This is a genomic window from Sphingomonas sp. Xoc002, from assembly GCF_050408055.1.
GTDB lineage: Bacteria > Pseudomonadota > Alphaproteobacteria > Sphingomonadales > Sphingomonadaceae > Sphingomonas > Sphingomonas yabuuchiae.
In genome coordinates, this window is sequence record NZ_CP191175.1 from 128734 (window position 1) to 145000 (window position 16267).

At 67.6% G+C, this 16267-nt stretch carries 17 protein-coding genes (1 of these 17 cut by a window edge); 9 read left to right on the plus strand and 8 right to left on the minus strand.

Features of this window, described 5'->3' with window-relative positions:
* The first annotated feature begins 5 nt into the window (after positions 1-5).
* Positions 6-1133: a flavodoxin-dependent (E)-4-hydroxy-3-methylbut-2-enyl-diphosphate synthase gene (gene ispG, locus ACQR50_RS00650; RefSeq protein WP_058732960.1), complete on the plus strand. Its 1128-nt coding sequence runs from the start codon at positions 6-8 to the stop codon at positions 1131-1133.
* Positions 1133-1543, plus strand: a complete 411-nt coding sequence (locus tag ACQR50_RS00655) for an NUDIX hydrolase (RefSeq protein WP_428969416.1) — start codon at positions 1133-1135, stop codon at positions 1541-1543. Before ispG ends, ACQR50_RS00655 begins: the two co-directional genes overlap by 1 nt.
* Before the next feature lie 131 nt (positions 1544-1674).
* Here the strand turns inward: ACQR50_RS00655 and ACQR50_RS00660 are convergent, their stop codons facing one another.
* Entirely contained in the window at positions 1675-2445 is a 771-nt protein-coding gene (locus ACQR50_RS00660) for a transporter (protein WP_428969417.1), read from the minus strand.
* A gap of 237 nt (positions 2446-2682) precedes the next feature.
* Here ACQR50_RS00660 and ACQR50_RS00665 point away from each other — a divergent pair, with 237 nt between their 5' ends.
* The gene (locus ACQR50_RS00665) at positions 2683-3579 is read left to right on the plus strand and encodes a DMT family transporter (RefSeq protein ID WP_428969418.1); all 897 of its coding nucleotides are present in this window, start codon (positions 2683-2685) and stop codon (positions 3577-3579) included.
* Positions 3576-4055, plus strand: a complete 480-nt coding sequence (locus ACQR50_RS00670; RefSeq protein WP_428969419.1) for an N-acetyltransferase family protein — start codon at positions 3576-3578, stop codon at positions 4053-4055. Before ACQR50_RS00665 ends, ACQR50_RS00670 begins: the two co-directional genes overlap by 4 nt.
* A 351-nt stretch (positions 4056-4406) precedes the next feature.
* On the opposite strand, the gene ppa is transcribed toward ACQR50_RS00670, so the two are convergent.
* From ppa to ACQR50_RS00690, 4 genes are all read right to left on the minus strand, one after another.
* Complete coding sequence (gene ppa / locus ACQR50_RS00675) at positions 4407-4985, minus strand: inorganic diphosphatase (protein WP_056438535.1); 579 nt, start codon at positions 4983-4985, stop codon at positions 4407-4409.
* Positions 4986-5104: 119 nt separating this feature from the next.
* Entirely contained in the window at positions 5105-7045 is a 1941-nt protein-coding gene (locus ACQR50_RS00680; protein WP_428969420.1) for a M61 family metallopeptidase, read from the minus strand.
* 82 nt (positions 7046-7127) lie between these two features.
* Entirely contained in the window at positions 7128-7790 is a 663-nt protein-coding gene (locus tag ACQR50_RS00685) for a DUF1345 domain-containing protein (protein ID WP_428969421.1), read from the minus strand.
* Between the two features lie 72 nt (positions 7791-7862).
* Positions 7863-8915, minus strand: coding sequence for a hypothetical protein (locus ACQR50_RS00690; RefSeq protein ID WP_428969422.1), 1053 nt, complete (start codon positions 8913-8915; stop codon positions 7863-7865).
* A 115-nt stretch (positions 8916-9030) separates the two neighbouring features.
* On the opposite strand from ACQR50_RS00690, the gene ACQR50_RS00695 reads away from it, so the two are divergent.
* The 5 genes from ACQR50_RS00695 to ACQR50_RS00715 all read left to right on the plus strand — a co-directional run bounded on the left by ACQR50_RS00695 (position 9031) and on the right by ACQR50_RS00715 (position 14180).
* Complete coding sequence (locus tag ACQR50_RS00695; RefSeq protein WP_428969423.1) at positions 9031-9609, plus strand: cysteine hydrolase family protein; 579 nt, start codon at positions 9031-9033, stop codon at positions 9607-9609.
* 48 nt (positions 9610-9657) lie between these two features.
* Entirely contained in the window at positions 9658-10980 is a 1323-nt protein-coding gene (gene hisS / locus ACQR50_RS00700) for a histidine--tRNA ligase (protein ID WP_428969424.1), read from the plus strand.
* Entirely contained in the window at positions 10977-12050 is a 1074-nt protein-coding gene (prfA, locus tag ACQR50_RS00705) for a peptide chain release factor 1 (RefSeq protein WP_294306341.1), read from the plus strand. Before hisS ends, prfA begins: the two co-directional genes overlap by 4 nt.
* Positions 12051-12227: 177 nt before the next feature.
* Positions 12228-13040 (plus strand): peptide chain release factor N(5)-glutamine methyltransferase, encoded by an 813-nt coding sequence (gene prmC, locus ACQR50_RS00710; RefSeq protein ID WP_428969425.1) that lies wholly within the window; start codon positions 12228-12230, stop codon positions 13038-13040.
* Between the two features lie 285 nt (positions 13041-13325).
* Positions 13326-14180, plus strand: coding sequence for a DUF4167 domain-containing protein (locus ACQR50_RS00715; protein ID WP_428969426.1), 855 nt, complete (start codon positions 13326-13328; stop codon positions 14178-14180).
* Positions 14181-14243: 63 nt separating this feature from the next.
* Here ACQR50_RS00715 and ACQR50_RS00720 read toward each other — a convergent pair whose 3' ends face one another.
* The 3 genes in view from ACQR50_RS00720 to ACQR50_RS00730 are tightly spaced (at most 47 nt apart) and all read right to left on the minus strand, a layout consistent with a single transcriptional unit that may run on beyond the window.
* A complete protein-coding gene (locus ACQR50_RS00720; protein ID WP_428969427.1) occupies positions 14244-14522 on the minus strand; it encodes a hypothetical protein in 279 nt (92 codons plus the stop codon).
* Between the two features lie 47 nt (positions 14523-14569).
* Complete coding sequence (locus ACQR50_RS00725) at positions 14570-16048, minus strand: oligosaccharide flippase family protein (protein ID WP_428969428.1); 1479 nt, start codon at positions 16046-16048, stop codon at positions 14570-14572.
* Positions 16045-16267: the final stretch of a glycosyltransferase family 2 protein gene (locus tag ACQR50_RS00730; RefSeq protein ID WP_428969429.1), read on the minus strand. The gene runs 794 nt beyond the window's last position; the window shows 223 of its 1017 coding nt (coding positions 795-1017); its start codon lies beyond the right edge, outside the window; its stop codon occupies positions 16045-16047. The genes ACQR50_RS00725 and ACQR50_RS00730 overlap by 4 nt, the downstream gene beginning before the upstream one ends.

Sequence of the window (16267 nt, forward strand, 5' to 3'; positions counted from 1 at the left end):
GGTCCATGTCCATTCGTCCCTGGCGTGATATCGCCCGCCGCCAAAGCCGTCAGATCATGGTGGGCAACGTGCCCGTGGGCGGCGACGCCCCCGTCACCGTGCAGACCATGACCAACACGCCGACCAGCGATCCGGTCGCCACGATCAACCAGATCCGGCGCTGCGAAGAGGCGGGGGCGGACATCATCCGCGTCTCCTGCCCCGACACCGATTCGACCGCCGCGCTTGCCAAGATCACCAAGGCGGCGCGCGTTCCCATCGTCGCGGACATCCATTTCCATTATAAGCGCGCGCTGGAAGCCGCCGATGCGGGGGCCGCGTGCCTGCGCATCAATCCGGGCAATATCGGCTCGTCCGAGCGCGTCGCCGAAGTCGTCCGCGCCGCCAAGGCCAATGGCTGCGCCATCCGCATCGGCGTGAACGCCGGATCGCTGGAGAAGGACCTGCTGGAAAAGTACGGCGAGCCGTGCCCCGAGGCACTGGTCGAATCGGCGCTCGATCATATCAAGCTGCTCCAGGACCATGACTTCCACGAATATAAGGTCGCAGTGAAGGCGTCCGACGTCTTCCTGGCGGTCGCGGCCTATCAGGGGCTGGCCGAGGCGACCGACTGCCCGCTGCATCTGGGCATTACCGAGGCGGGCGGGCTGATCGGCGGGACGGTCAAGTCCTCGATCGGCATCGGCTCGCTCCTGTGGTTCGGCATCGGCGACACGATCCGCGTCTCGCTCTCGGCCGAGCCCGAGGAAGAGGTGCGCGTCGGCTTCGAGATACTGAAGGCGCTGGGCATCCGCAATCGCGGCGTGCGCGTGGTATCCTGCCCGTCCTGCGCGCGGCAGGGCTTCGACGTGATCCGCACCGTGCAGGTGCTGGAGGAACGGCTCCAGCATATCCGCACGCCCATGTCGCTGTCGGTGCTGGGCTGCGTCGTCAACGGTCCGGGCGAGGCGCGCGAGACCGATATCGGCGTGACCGGCGGTGGCAACGGCAAGCACATGGTCTATCTGTCGGGCCTGACCGACCACACGGTCGAGGACGCCGACATGGTCGAGCATATCGTCAAGCTGGTCGAGGCCAAGGCCGCCGAACTGGAAGCGGCCGACGTCGCCAAGGCGGCGATCGCGGCGGAGTAATGCCCGCCGTCATCCGTATCGCCGCCGCCCTGATCGACGACGGGGCAGGGCGATTGCTGCTGGTGCGCAAGGCGGGCACGTCCTGCTTCATGCAGGCGGGCGGCAAGATCGAACCGGGCGAGGACCCCGCCGCCGCGCTGATCCGCGAACTGGACGAGGAAATCGGGCTGCGCGTGGGTTTGGACGCGCTGCGGCCGGTCGGCCGGTTCGCGGCGGCGGCGGCGAATGAGCCGGGGCACCAGATCGACGCGACGGTCTTCCACCTGCGCAGCACGCATGAACCGGTTCCGGCGGCGGAGATCGAAGAAGCGATCTGGGTCGATAGCGCCACGGTGGACATGATGACGCTGGCGCCGCTCCTCCGCGAGCATATCCTGCCTTGGTATCGCCGGATGCTGGTGTATCCCTAATCCTCCCCGGCACGGGGAGGTGGCAGGGCGCAGCCCTGACGGAGGGGGACTTCCACAAAGGACTCGCCTAGCGGCACTCCCCCTCCACCACCGCTTCGCGGCGGTCCCCCTCCCCGTACCGGGGAGGAGCGTTACAGCCGCAACCCCAGCCGCACGCCTGCACCCACATCGGGCGCGCCCTTGCTGACCCCGGCGCTGCCCTGCACGCCCAGCGACAGGCGCTGCGACAATGCGGTGTCGAGCCCCGCGCCGATCTCCTGCCGGTCGGCGACCTGATCGCTGACCCGCGAGGCGTAATTGTACGAGACGCTGACCTCGCTCGCCTTGCCGATCCCGACCGCCACGCCGCCCCGCGCGCTGGTCACGTCGCGCAAGCTATAGCCATCGGGCTGGCCGACGAAGGTGTGGCCGACCGCCGCGAAGGGCGTGACCTTGCCCGGCACCGCCGCCTCCGCCACCACCGAGTAATCCGCCTTGCCCGTGCCCAGCCCGCGCGAGGCCGAGGCGGTGGGCAGCTTGGCGCTGCCGGTCAGGGCCAGCGCCAGGTGATGGCGACGCGGCGGCACCAGTTGGACCGAGGCGCCGACCACCGCATCGCCCAGCCCGCTGCGCTTCACGCGGGTGGCGGGCTTGGTGGGATCGACCAGGATCGGCAGGCCCAGCGGCCCGCCGGGCGCGACGACATTGCCCGGCGCATCGACCTGCACATAGGGCAGTGCGGCGAACACCGTCACCCGCTTGCGCTTGGCGCGCAGCGTGGCGGTGGAACTGGCGCTGCGCACCTCTTGGCTGGTGCCGTATTTGCCCGACGCATAGTCCGCGCCGACCGAGGCGGTGACCTGCGCGCCCGCAGGGGCGGCCAGCAGCATCGTCAGACCCGTTGCGGCGATCAGCGTCTTCATTCCCTTTGTCCCTTGATGTTCGGTTCGAAGGGGCAACGGATGCGGGGGCGGGTTTAATCCCGGTATCGGTCAATCGGCCAGTGCACACCCTCACCCTTCCGGCGCTTCGCGCCTCCCTCCCTCTCCCATGGGGAGAGGGAAGGGGCCCGCCCGCGAAAGCGGGTGGGAAGGGTGAGGGTGGTTATGAGAGGCGACGGAGTGCTCGCCTTTCCCCCGCCGCCCCGGTATCGCCACGGCATGAGCGCGCGCACCTCTCCCGTCATCGCCTTTGGCGCCGCCGCGCTGGGTATCGCGATCTATTCGGTGATGGACACGCTGATGAAGCGGCTGTCGATCGACAGCGGGGCCTATAGCGCGGTGCTGTGGCGGTCCTGGGTCGGGGTGGCGATCACCGGCGCCTTGTTCCTGGCCAAGCGGGGACGCTGGCCCGCGCGCGAGGTGCTGGCCCTTCATCTCGCGCGCGGGGCGACGGGCGGCGCCTCGGTCCTGCTGTTCTTCTGGGGGCTGGCGCGGGTGCCGATGGCGCAGAGCATCGCGCTGACCTTTCTCTCGCCCCTGATCGCGCTGTTCCTCGCCGCCTTCATGCTGGGCGAGACGGTCCGGCGCGCCGCGATCCTGGGGTCGCTGATCGCGGGCGCGGGCGTGCTGGTGATCGCGGGCGGCGAAGTGCAGGCGCAGGCCTCCACGCAAGTGGTGCTGGGCTCGCTCGCCATTCTGGTCGCCTCGATCCTCTACGCGGTCAGTCTGGTGCTGTTGCGGCGGCAGGCGCAGGTCGCGGGCCCGGCCGAGGTCGCGCTGTTCACCATGCTGGTCATCGCGGTGCTGATGACGCCGGCCGCGCCCTTCGTCTCGGGCTGGCCCGCCGCGCAGCAATGGCCCAGCATCGTGATCGCCGCGCTGCTGGGCAGCCTGTCGGCGCTGCTGCTCGCCTGGGCCTATGCGCGCGCCGAGGCGCAGGTGCTGGCGCCGGTCGAATATACCGCCTTCGTCTGGGCGGCCGGGCTGGGCTATGCGGTGTTCGGCGAGCATGTCTCGCTGTTCACGCTGGCGGGGGCGGTGCTGATCATTGCGGGGTGCGTGGTGGCTGTGCGGCGACCGGTCGCGCCCGGACCACAGAGCGAGGCCGGATTATGAGCATCACCCTTCGCCCGGCCGAACCGGCCGATACCGCCACGATATTGGGCTTCGTCCGCGAACTGGCGGCGTTCGAGCGCGAGCCCGACGCGGTCGTCGCCACCGAGCCGATGCTGGCCGAGGCGCTGTTCGGCGATCGTCCGGCGGCGGAGGCGGTCATCGCCGAGCGAGACGGGCAGGCGGTCGGCTTTGCATTGTTCTTCGCGAATTTCTCGACCTGGACCGGACGGCGGGGGCTGTATCTCGAAGACCTGTACGTCACGCCCTCCGCACGTGGGGCCGGGGTCGGCAAGGCGTTGCTGATCCATCTGGCAGGGATCGCCCGGGATCGCGGCTGGGCGCGGTTCGAATGGTCGGTGCTCGACTGGAACACGCCCGCGGTCGAATTCTATCGCGCGATGGGGGCGCAGGCCATGGACGAGTGGACGGTGCAGCGGGTGTCGGGCGAGGCGCTGGAGACGCTCGCGGGGCGGTAGGCTGAAATAGGGTTCGTGCAGAGGCGCGGAGGGCGCAGAGGTGTTGAGGCCTGAGGCGTGCCTCACATCCTTATCTTTGGCTGATAATGGAGGGATGCTGTCAGCGGCAGGCGAGTCACCTCCGCGTTCTCCGCGCCTCCGCGCGAACCAATCTTCTTAACCGCCGCACATCCCCCGCTCCGTTCAGCCTGGGCGCAGTCGAAGACCACGGGATGGACCCTTTCTCAGGCTCCGGGATGGCCCTCCCCCAACTCCTCCCGCCTGCGGGAGGGGAGTAGAAGAAAGGTAGAAACAAAAACGCCCCGGTGCGCTGGGCACCGAGGCGTCTTCGTCAAACCGGAACCGGAAAGATCAGGCGCGGCCGGGGACGTCGTGGTCGTGGGGCTCTTCGCCCTTGGCCTTGGCGTCCTCATAGCGTTCGATCGCCTCGGTGACGATGCGGCGAGCCTCGTCGCGGTCGCCCCAGGTGCCGATACGCACCCACTTCTTCTTCTCCAGGTCCTTATAGTGGGTGAAGAAGTGCTCGATCTGCTGGAACACGATCTCGGGAAGGTCGTCGCGGCCGCCGACGTTCGAATAATAGGGGAAGGTCGAGTCGACCGGCACGCAGACCAGCTTCTCGTCGCCGCCGGCTTCGTCTTCCAGGTTCAACACGGCGATCGGGCGGGCACGCACGACGCAGCCCGGGATGAAGGGCGAGCGCGACACGACCAGCGCGTCAAGCGGGTCGCCATCGGGCGACAGGGTGTGCGGCACGAAGCCGTAATTCGCCGGATAGCGCATCGGCGTGTGCAGGATGCGGTCGACGAACAGCGCGCCGGACGCCTTGTCGAACTCGTACTTCACGGGCTCGCCGCCGGTCGGCACCTCGATCACGACATTGAGGTCATCGGGCGGGCTCTTGCCGACGGGAATGAGGTCGATGCGCATCGAATCGGTCTTTCTTGCCAATACCGGAAGAGTTCCGGTGGAAAAACAATGGCGGGCGCGATAGCGCAACCCGCCATGTCGTGTCGATAGACGAGGATGAAGCCTTCGTCAGACGGGCGTCAGCGTGCGGTCAGCAAGCGATCCAGCCCGGTCTCGCCGGTGCCGACCTTTTGCAGACGCGGATAGCGCGGGCCGCCGGTATAATCGATCGTCACCTCGCGGAAGACATCCTGGTTCTTTATCACCAACTTGACCGGCTTTTTCGGGTCCTTGGCGGCCAGGATCGCGGCCTTCAGCCGATCGCCGGTATAGCTTTCGCCGTTCACCGCCTGGATTTGCGTGCCGACATCGATGCCCGCCTTGAACGCCGGACTGTCCCAAATTGAACTGCTCACCTCGCCGCTGTTCGCCACCGTCAGGCCGATCGAATAGGTGACGTTGGTGCTGCCCTTCTCGCCCTGCTTGAAGGTCGGGGTCGGCTCGGGGGTGTAGACCAGCTTGTAGCCGTTCATGGCAAAGCCGTTGATCGGCGCGGGCTTGCCCGTCTCGGTGATGCGCTGGTGCAGGAAACCGGCCCAGTCATAGGGCACGATGCCGTTCAGCGTGCTGGCGACATCCTCGAAGGTATAGGTCACTTCGCCCCAGTCGCCGTTGCGGATGCCGAAGAACGCCTTGGCGAAATCGTCGATCGACTTGGTGCCGTTCGACTTCTGGCGGAGCATCGCATCGACCTCCATCCAGACCATCAGGCCTTCGTTGTAATAATCCTCCGACCGCTGCCAGCTGGTCCAGCCCTTGGGCTTGCGCGACGAGATGATGGGGTCGTTGGTGGTGTCGAGCAGATCGCGCCACTGCCGCGCGGGCGCGGTGTCGTAGATGGCGAGGATCGAGGCGTACTGGTCCAGCGTATCCTGCTTCGACACCATGCCCGACCGCGCCTGGAGCACATAACCCCAGAACTGCGTCTGCCCCTCATAGACCCAGAGCAGGGAGTTGCGCATCGGCGTGCGGAAATCGGGAGTCCACAGGTCCGCGCCGCGCCGGAACTTGCCGTCCCAGCTGTGCGTGAACTCGTGCGGCAACAGGTTGCGACGGCCCGGCCCGGCATCCCATTCGGTGAAATAGCCCGGCGTCACGCCGTTTTCGGACGAGCGGTGATGCTCCAGACCGATCCCGCCCAGCTGGTCGCTGATCGACAGCAGGAACTCGTATTTGTCGTAATGCTGCGCGCCGAAGGTCTTCACCGCCTGATCGACCAGCCGCTGGTGCGCGGCGATCTGTTCGGGCTTGGCGTTCAGTTCGGCGGCGTTGTCGGCAAAGACGTTGAGGTTCACCTGCGGGCTGAGCGGGAAGACCTTGCCGTACTTGCCTGCCAGCACCGGTGAATCGACCAGGATCTCGTAATTGGTCGTGTCATAGGTGTAGGTCGAACCCGACGCCTTGGCCGGGACCGCACCCGCCGCCGTCCAGCCCGTGGGGAAGATCGCGGTCATCTGGATCGGAATCTGGCGGGTATAGTAACCGGCCGGATACAGGCTGACCGAATTGGGCTGGAGCGAGATCATCGTCGGGGTGACGGCGATGCGGCCCTGGTCCGGCTTGGTCGCCGACAGGAACTGGAACTCGACATCCAGCGCCTTCGTGCCCGACGGCACGTCGACATGGAAGGCGAAGACATCGACCGTATCGCGCGTCCAGGGCAGGACGCGGCCATTCGCCTTGATGACCAGGCCCGCCAGCTTCTCGATCTCGCCGCGCGGATTGTGCGCGCCTGGCAGCCATTTGGGGAACAGCAGCGCCATCGGACCCGCCTTGGCGACGGGGATGGTTTCCTTCACGCGGAAGATGCCGCGCTGGGTATCCGTGGCATCGACGACCAGCTTGATCGTGCCCGGATAGGGCGTGTCGACCGCATCGGGGATGGTGTTGACGAAGGGAGCCGCGGCGGCGGGCGCGGAGTTGCCCGGCGGGACTTGGGCGTTCGCCACGAAGAGCGGGGCGGTGGCGGAGGAGACGAGCAGCGAGGCGACGAACACGGAACGAAGCGGGTGGCGGATCATGAAAGGCCTTTTGCGGCGACGGGGAGATGGCGGCAGGTTAGGCACCCGATAGGCCAGTCGTCCAGACCCTTTTGGCGGTCCCCTATCCGCCGCCGCCGCCCAACACGTTGACGGTAAAGGCGATGACGCCGAGGTTGAAGATGAAGGCCGCCAGGCACTGGCCCGTCACCACCCGTCGCATCCGGCGCGAGGCGATCGACACATCGCTGGTCTGGAAGGTCATGCCCAGCGTCACCGAGAAATACAGGAAATCCCAATAATCGGGCTCGGCCGTGTCGGGGAATTGCAGACCGCCCGCATCGCCGTCGCCATCCGCGCTGTAATAGAGGTGCGCATAATGCAGCGCATAGACGATGTTGGAGAACAGCCAGGCGAGGATCAGCGTGCCGACGACCAGCGCGACGGTGACGGTGCTGCTCCGCCCACGCAACTCGCCGCCGACCGCGACCAGCACGACGAACAGCACGATGCCGCAAAAGACGAGCAGCACCGCACGATTGGCGTCGTTGCGCGCGGCACGGGCGCGCATCTTCGCGGCCTGACCCTGCCGTAGCAGCGGCACGAGCGACCCGATGAACAGCAGCGCGGCGGCATCGAACCCGGCCAGGATGCCGCGTGTCGTCCCCAGCGCTATGACCAGCGCCAGCGTGGCTCCGATCAGGATCAGCGCGAACAACAGGAAGCGCGGCGGCGCGATCCGGTCGCCGATACGAATTTGCAGACGCTGCCAGCGGGGGGTGGTCATGCGACGACGTAACGCGCGAGGCGCACGATTGGCTATAGGGGGCTGCACCGCCGACGGTCCGAGCCGCCGGTTTCAAGGTCGGCGGCTACAGGAAGTCTCGGCTCCGGGGCGCGGGGGCGTCGTTCCCGTCCAGAAGCGCGTGACCCGGAAACCAAAGCCGTTGCAGCGTTCCCAGACGAGCGTGGCGGGCAGCGGCTTGCGCGTAGTATCGGCCGTGGCGCCCCGCGGCCATAGCATGCCCTCCATCCGCACCCTGTCGGCGGTTTCGCCGAAGGTGCGGCGGGGGGAAAACGGTGTATCCCCTACATGGCCGCTCCAGATTCGCGCGGCCGCCTCGCCATCCGTGGCGACCGGTTCGCCGGGCCATGCAAAGTCGAGCTGCTCGGCAAAGAGATAGGTCAGCGCGCGGGTGAAGTCTTCGCCGCGCGGGTTCGCGAACCACGGGGAGTCGTAGACATTGGTGGCCTCGGCCGCTGCGGCCCGGTCGCCCCCCAGACGGTTGCATTTGTTCAGTCGGGTGATGTCGTTGCGCGTCTTCTCGGCATCGAGCGATGCGCAGGCGGGCATTGCCGCGATGGCGGCGGCGGTCATCCGCCGAGCAAAAGGCCAGACCAGCGCATCGTCGCCGCATCCCGACTGGATCGCCCGGCGAACCTTGCCGTCCGCCTCTACCATCTCGACGCGGACCGTCCACCCGTGCAGGCAGATCGAGCCTCCCGCCTGCGGTGTCTGGACCAGGGGCCGGTCGAAATAGGTGCCGGCGCCCGTTACCTCGCGCCAAGCGGACAGCGCCAGCGTCGCATCGATCGGTGGCAAGGCGTCTTCACCCTTGCGTGGGCTGGGCATGCGCCAAGCGACACGGGGCTCTGCGGCGGGCGCGTACCACAACGTGACGAGGCCGACGTCAAGGCCATAGCCGTCGACGAAAAAGGCTCGCGCCATCTGCGCCTTCTGCCGAGCATAATCCTCCGCTGGCGGGGCGTCATAAAGCGCCCGCTGCGCTTCCGTCGCGCAATGCGACAGTGTGGGATCGTCGCGACAGGACGGCGACCGGGCCAGGGCAGGCACGGTCAGCAGAAGGGCCAATATTGCCGTCAGCATCGCCTTCATCGCCTTGTCCCTCACACATCTCCTCCAAGTATCCTACGCGCTCTCATGCGCAAAGGAAGCGGGGGTAGGGCGCTTGGTAATATTATGATATGTCAGAGCCTTGGGGGACAGGATGTGGCAGTGTTCGACCATGAACCAAGCCCCCCACGCCGCCGCCCTGATTATCATCGACATGATCAACGACCTGGACTTCGAGGGCGGGGAGGATCTGCGTGCACCGGCCGAGGCGGCGGCGCGGCGGATCGTGGCGTTGCGGGCGGCGGCGGACGAAGCGGGCGTGCCGGTCATCTACGTCAACGACAATTTCGGCCATTGGCATTCCGAACGATCCTCGATCGTCGCGCATTGCAACCGCGAGGACAGCCCCGGCCGCGCGTTGATCGCCGCGCTGCGGCCGCGCGACAGCGACTATTTCATCGTGAAGCCGCAATTTTCAGGCTTCTACGCCACCAACCTGCCGGTGCTGCTGCCGCAACTGGGCGTCAGCCGCGTGATCCTGACCGGGGTGGCGGCGGATATCTGCGTGCTGTTCACCGCCGCCGATGCGCATATGCGCGAGTACGACCTGTGGGTGCCGAGCGACACGGTGGCCAGCGAGAGCGACGCTCATCGCCGCTGGGCGCTGGAGATCATGCGGCACAGCATGTGCGCGGAGACGCGTCTCACGACCGAACTGGCACTGGCGGATTGGTTGTCCCGGGACGGGTGATCGCACTCTAGCGCAGCGGCGCTCGCTACCTTAGATAGCGCCACCTCTATGGCACGGATCGAAACCCCCAAGCGCGTGCGCGGCACGCAGGACATCTTCGGCGACGAACAGCGCCGCTTTGCGCAGGTGCTCAGCACCTTCGAGCATGTCCATGGCCTCTACGCCTTCCAGCGGCTCGACCTGCCGGTGTTCGAGGATACGCAGGTCTTTGCCCGCTCGATCGGCGAGACGACCGATGTCGTGTCGAAGGAAATGTACACCTTCCCCGATCGCGGCGGCGACCTGCTGACGCTGCGGCCCGAATTCACCGCCGGGATCGCGCGCGCGTACCTGACCGAGGGGTGGCAGCAATATGCGCCGCTCAAGCTCGTCACGTCGGGCGCGGTGTTCCGCTATGAGCGCCCGCAAAAGGGCCGCTATCGTCAGTTCCACCAGATCGACGCCGAGATTTTGGGCGCGCCCGAACCGGCGGCGGATGTCGAGTTGCTGGTGATGGCCGACCAGCTGCTGCGCGAACTGGGCATATCCGAGGGCGTGACGCTGCAGCTCAACACGTTGGGCGATGCGGAAACGCGTGACGCCTGGCGCGACGCGCTGGTCGCGCATTTCGAGGCGCATCGGGACCAGCTTTCCGAAGACAGCCTGGTGCGGCTGGAGAAAAATCCGCTGCGCATCCTCGATTCCAAGGACCCGCGCGACCGGCCGATCGCCGATGCCGCGCCGGATATCGACGCCTATCTGACCCCGGAAGCGCGCGCCTTTTTCGAGGCGGTGACGGCGGGGTTGGACGCGGCGGGCGTCGCCTGGACGCGCAATGCGCGGCTGGTGCGCGGGCTCGATTATTACCGCCACACCGCGTTCGAGTTTGTCACCGACCGGCTGGGCTCGCAGGGCACCGTGCTGGCGGGGGGGCGCTATGACGGACTGATCGAGTCGTTGGGCGGAGCGCCCACGGCGGGCGTGGGCTGGGCGGCGGGAGTCGAGCGGCTGGCGATGCTGCTCGACGAGCCCGCAAAGCCGGGGATCGACGCGGTCGTCGTGCCGATGGGCGCGGCGGCGGAGTTGCGTGCGACCGGCCTGGTCGCCGAACTGCGCCGCGCAGGTGTCGCCACCGACATGGCGTTTCGCGGCAATATGAAGCGCCGCATGGCCAAGGCGAACGACCAGGGCGCGCGCTATGCGCTGATCCTGGGCGACGACGAACTTGCTAATGACAAGGTGCAGGTGAAAGCGTTGAAGACCGGCGATCAGGCCGCCATGCCGCTCAGCTGGGTGCCGCAAGGCATCTTCGACCTGTTGTTCGAGGACGAGATCGCCGAGGATCATGGCGAACAGCTTCCTCCCTTGGCGCAGCGTTTGACCACGGCATGAAGACCATCTCGGCGGAGCGTATCGCGCAGATCGAGGCGCGACGCGACGAACTTCAGGCGATGATGGCCACCGGCGATCTGCCCTCGGACCGCTTCGTCGCGGTGTCGAAGGAATATGCCGAGCTGGAGCCGGTCGCCAACGCCGCCGCCGAGGTGCGTCGGTTGCGGCAGGAGGCCGACAGCCTGGCGTTCATGACGCAGGACGGCGACGACGAACTGCGCGAGCTGGCGGCGGAGGAACTTCACGCCAACCGCAACGCGCTGGCGGCGGCGGATCGCCATTTGGCGCTGGCGCTGCTGCCGCGCGACGCCGCCGACGAACGCGCCGCGATGCTCGAAATCCGTGCCGGGACCGGTGGCGACGAGGCGGCGCTGTTCGCGGGCGACCTGTTCCGCATGTACCAGCGTTATGCCGAGCGGCAGGGCTGGCGGGTCGAGGTCATCTCCGCCTCGGTGCCCGATACCGGCGGTTACAAGGAAGTCGTCGCCTCGGTCGCGGGGGCGGGCGTGTTCGCCAAGCTGAAGTTCGAATCCGGCGTCCACCGCGTCCAGCGCGTGCCCGTCACCGAATCGGGCGGGCGCATTCACACCTCGGCGGCGACCGTTGCGGTGCTCCCCGAAGCGGAGGAGGTCGATCTCCAGATCGACGACAAGGATCTGCGCATCGACATCTATCGCTCGTCGGGCGCGGGCGGGCAGCACGTCAACACCACCGACTCGGCGATCCGCATCACCCATATCCCGACCGGGCTGGTCGTGATCCAGCAGGACGAACGCTCGCAGCACAAGAACCGCGCCAAGGCGATGAAGGTGCTGCGGACGCGTCTCTACGAAGCGGAGCGCGAGCGGCTGGCGGCGGAACGCGCGGGCACTCGGCGGTCGATGGTCGGCTCGGGCGACCGGTCGGAGCGGATTCGGACGTACAATTTTCCGCAGGGCCGCGTGACCGATCACCGCATCAACCTGACGCTGCACCGCCTGCCCGAAATCCTGGAGGGCGAACTGGACGAACTGATCGGCGCGCTGCTGGCGGAGGATGAAGCCGAACGGCTCGCCGCGCTGGATGGCTGATATTCGCGCGGAGACGCGGAGACGCGGAGCGGTACAATCCGCTGCGCCGCAGGCTCTCCATCTTCGCCGGTCGATGGCACCCAAGCGCTGCCCCAAGCCGGACATCTCCGCGCCTCCGCGCCTCCGCGCGAACCAATTTTCTCTGATTTCCGGCATGCGCCGGGGTGAGACGGCGGCGTGACCGACGCCCGTACCGCGCTCGCGGAAGCTGCCGAGCGTTTCACCTTCTCCCCCACGGCGCGGCTCGACGCGGAACTGCTGCTCGCCCACGCCCTGGGGATCGATCGTAATGCCCTGCTGCTCGACCTGACCCGCCCGGTCCCCGACAGCTTCTGGCCGCTGGTCGAGCGCCGCGCGCGCCAGGAGCCGGTCGCCTATATCACCGGCACGCGGGGTTTCTGGACGCTGGACCTGATGGTCGGCCCCGGCGCGCTGGTCCCCCGCGTCGATAGCGAGACACTGGTCGACGCCGCACTCCGGCACTTCAGGGGACGTGCCCCCGCCACCCTGCTCGACCTGGGCACCGGGCCGGGCACGCTGCTGCTCGCCCTTCTCGACGAGTGGCGCGAGACGAAGGGGCTGGGCGTCGACCGTTCCCCGCAAGCGTTGCGATACGCCGTCGCCAACGCCGCGGCCTGTGGCCTGGCCGACCGGGCGCGGTTCGTGTGCGGCGACTGGGCGACCGGGCTGGCGGGGCCGTTCGACTGCATCGTCACCAACCCGCCCTATATCGGAACGGCCGAGCCGCTCTCGCCCGAGGTGCGGGATTACGAGCCCGGCACCGCGCTGTTCGCCGGGCCGGACGGGCTGGACGATTACCGGCTGCTCGCCCCCGAACTGCGCCGCCTGCTCGCCCCCGGCGGGGCGGCGGTGGTCGAGATCGGGCACGAACAGGCCGGGCCGGTGACGGCTTTGCTGGCGGATCAAGGCTTTGCGGTAACGCTGCACCGCGATCTGGGCGGGCGACCGCGTGCCTTGCTGGCGCATTGAACAATCGCGCGTGATGCCCTATATTTCACTTGAAGGACCTAGGTCCGACCCGCTAGAGCGGGAACAGGGGCACGCGAACATCTGGCACTCTCACCGGTTTTTCGGGGTCGCAGGATGTCGGGCCGATGCCCATACCCTTCGTCATGTAGTCGCTGCTGTCCGGCGGCCGTGGCAGCGCCCGAAATCGGGTGCGACAGCTTCGCATCGTGCGAACCGCGCGCGATGTCGGGAAGAGTGGGTCGGAAAAAGTGGACCTTGTTGGTTTGACGACTAAGGACGAACAGCTTGATCAATAATCGGCAGGCCGGCCGCCGTCGCGGTCGTGGCGGCAACAACAATGGTGGGCAGCGTCCGGGCGGCAATCCCGGCCGTTCCGACAATGGCAATCGCATCGACAACCGCGCGCGCGGCAACGCCAGCCAGCTGTACGAGAAGTACAAGAATCTGGCGACCGAGGCGCAGCGTCAGGGCGACCGGGTCAACACCGAATATTACTGGCAGTTCGCCGATCACTATTTCCGGGTGCTGAGCGAAACCCGCTCGCGCTTCGAGGAGCAGAATCAGCGCCGCCAGCGCGAGGAATCGCGCGACGACCAGTATGACGACGGCTTCGACAACGACGCCGAGGATTATGGCGACGAGGGCGATCCCATTCGTCCCGGCGAGCAGCAGGGCGAGGTCGAACAGCCGCGTCGTGAGCGTCAGCCCAGAGAGAACCAGCCGCGCGAGAATCAGCCGCGCGAAACCTATGCTCGCGACAGTCAGCAGCGCGAAGAGCGTCCCCGGCGCGACCGCGACGATCGCCCGCGCCGTGAGCCGCGCGAGGATCGCCGCCCGATGCGCGCCGAACAGCCCGCCATGGCCGAGGACGCGCAGCCGGTCGTGACCGCGCCCGTCATCACTCCCGAGGTCGCTTCGGTCCCGCAGGCCGAGGAGGAAGCCCCCCGTCGTCGCGGTCGTCCGCGTCGCGAGCGTCCCGCCGAGGTGCAGGACACGGGCGAGCAGACCGGTTTCGACGCCGATCGCCTGCCCCCGGCCCTGAGCACCGCGCCCGAGGCGGAAGCGGCTCCCGAGGAAAAGCCCCGCCGTCGTCGCGTCCGCGCAGCGGCACCGGTGGAGCCGGAGGCGGCGGCGGGCTGATCGCCCCCCACGCTTTCGATGGATAAAGGACCGGCCTTCGCGATGCTCGCGGGGGCCGGTTTTTTATGGCCGCCGGTCGACATCCTCGTCATGCCCGGTGCCCGAGCTGAGGAAGACCAGTCCCATCAGCGCCCCGGTCAGCATCACCATGCCGCCGATCCCGCCGATCACCCCCAGCATCGTCACCCCGTTGAGCGGGCCATAGACCTGGGCCAGCGCGATCATCGCGAAGGCCACCGCGACGGCGGCAGCGACCGTCATCCACGCCATCAACATGCGGAACCGCGCCCAGGCGAAGGCCGCCTGTTCGGGATCGTCGAGTCCGGGTGGGGGCGGGGACATGGGCCGACTATGGGCAACGGGGGGCCGCTCGACAAGCCGGGCAGGCCTTACCCCGCCCGGCGCAACCGCCCGACCGGCAGCTTGGCCCAGATGCCCCCGGCGATCGCATCGATCTCGCGCCGGACCGGGTGGCGCACCGCATAGACGACCGCCAGCCAGGCCAGCACGCCCGCCGCCGCGCTCACGCTCAACAGCGTGAAGCCAACCGCCTGCGGCGATGCGACCCAGCGATAGACGGCCAGCAGCGGCGCGACCGTCGCCAGCGTGGCGATCAGGCTCTGCGCATAGACTTTGACCATCCCCCGCCAGGCAAAGCCGGTCAGCGGCTTCATCAGCGTGGCGTAGAGCACGAACCACACGATCCCATAGCCGATGCGCGAGATCGCCGCCCATTCCAGGCTGACCGTCGCCCCCAGGATCAGCAGTCCGATCGACGCGATCGTATCCAGCGCATTGGCGACGATCAGCCGCCGGATATGCCCCAGCAGGATGGGCAGCTCGAAATGCAGCGGCACGGCGGCGAAGAATAACTGCCCCAGCGCGATCCAGCTCAGCAGCGGCGCCACGCCTGCCCAGCGCGGGCCATAGAGCATCAGCACGATCGGCGTCGCGGCGGTGGCGAGGAAGGTCATGGCGGGCCAGGTCACGCCGCTATAGGCCGCGACCACCCGCTGATAGGGCGCGGCCAGATCGGCCCCCGCATCGCGCAGGCGGGCAAAGGCCGGATAGAAGACGCCGTCGACCGCACCGCTGACCAGCATCTGCAACTGCGCGCCCAGGCTGGAGGCGCGGCTGTACAGGCCGACTGCGGTCAGGGTCAGGATACGGCCGATGACCAGCTCCGGGCTGCGCGAACTGATCGCGTCGCTGATATAGAGAAGCGAGCTGTTCGACCCGAAGCGCAGGATCGGACCGATCCCCTTCAGGCTGGGCGGGAAGGGCGGACGGATGCCGGATCGCCACTGGCCGATGATCGCGCGTGCCGCCTGTTGCGCGACCGAGGCCCAGGCCAGCGCAAAGGCGGAATAGCCCGCCCAGGCCAGCGCCAGCGAAAACACCGCATTGACCACCGCCGCCCCGACGCTGGTCAGGAAGATGGAATAATAGTCCATCCGCCGCTGGAGCATCGCGCCCGGCACGATGCCGAAGGGCACGATCAGATAGGACCCGGCGATGATGACGAGCAGCGGGGTCAGCCGGACATTGTCGTAGAATCGCGCCACCGGCCAGGCGAGCGCAAAGATGATCAGGCCGATACCCAGCGCAAAGATCAGCGACACCGAAAAACAGGTGCGCAGCTGCTCCTCGGTCAGGTCGCGCTCACCCGCCACGAACCGGCGGATGCCGAAATCCTGCAACGCGGACACCAGCATCGCGGCGGACAGCGCGATCGAATAAAGCCCCATCTCGGACGGGCTGAGGAAGAAGCGCGATATGACCACGCTGACGACGAACTGAATCGCAAAGGCGATATATTGCGCGCCGATCGACCAGAGCGCCGCGCCGCGAACCGAAGATCCGCTCATCGCCGGATCCGATGCCGGGTCAGCAGCCCGGCGAGCCGGATCGCGCCCAGCCGCTGATGGTGACGCGCCAATCGCGCCACGGCTCGCCAAAGCCCGGGTACGGGTTCACCACCCGTCCGACGCACATCGTCGAGATGCGCGGCGATCCAGGTCAACCCTTCTCCCGCCATCGCTTCGGGCGCGTATAAGAGCCCGCGCACCACTTCGGCTCGGACATCG

Bases quoted from the DNA above. Each gene is read 5' to 3' on its own strand.
- ACQR50_RS00725 (WP_428969428.1), bottom strand. From the start codon at position 16,048: ATGAGCGGATCTTCGGTTCGCGGCGCGGCGCTCTGGTCGATCGGCGCG.
- ACQR50_RS00660 (WP_428969417.1), bottom strand. From the start codon at position 2,445: ATGAAGACGCTGATCGCCGCAACGGGTCTGACGATGCTGCTGGCCGCC.
- ACQR50_RS00665 (WP_428969418.1), top strand. From the start codon at position 2,683: ATGAGCGCGCGCACCTCTCCCGTCATCGCCTTTGGCGCCGCCGCGCTG.
- ACQR50_RS00720 (WP_428969427.1), bottom strand. From the start codon at position 14,522: ATGTCCCCGCCCCCACCCGGACTCGACGATCCCGAACAGGCGGCCTTC.
- ACQR50_RS00670 (WP_428969419.1), top strand. From the start codon at position 3,576: ATGAGCATCACCCTTCGCCCGGCCGAACCGGCCGATACCGCCACGATA.
- ispG (WP_058732960.1), top strand. From the start codon at position 6: ATGTCCATTCGTCCCTGGCGTGATATCGCCCGCCGCCAAAGCCGTCAG.
- ACQR50_RS00655 (WP_428969416.1), top strand. From the start codon at position 1,133: ATGCCCGCCGTCATCCGTATCGCCGCCGCCCTGATCGACGACGGGGCA.
- ppa (WP_056438535.1), bottom strand. From the start codon at position 4,985: ATGCGCATCGACCTCATTCCCGTCGGCAAGAGCCCGCCCGATGACCTC.
- ACQR50_RS00685 (WP_428969421.1), bottom strand. From the start codon at position 7,790: ATGACCACCCCCCGCTGGCAGCGTCTGCAAATTCGTATCGGCGACCGG.
- hisS (WP_428969424.1), top strand. From the start codon at position 9,658: ATGGCACGGATCGAAACCCCCAAGCGCGTGCGCGGCACGCAGGACATC.
- ACQR50_RS00680 (WP_428969420.1), bottom strand. From the start codon at position 7,045: ATGATCCGCCACCCGCTTCGTTCCGTGTTCGTCGCCTCGCTGCTCGTC.
- ACQR50_RS00695 (WP_428969423.1), top strand. From the start codon at position 9,031: ATGAACCAAGCCCCCCACGCCGCCGCCCTGATTATCATCGACATGATC.
- prfA (WP_294306341.1), top strand. From the start codon at position 10,977: ATGAAGACCATCTCGGCGGAGCGTATCGCGCAGATCGAGGCGCGACGC.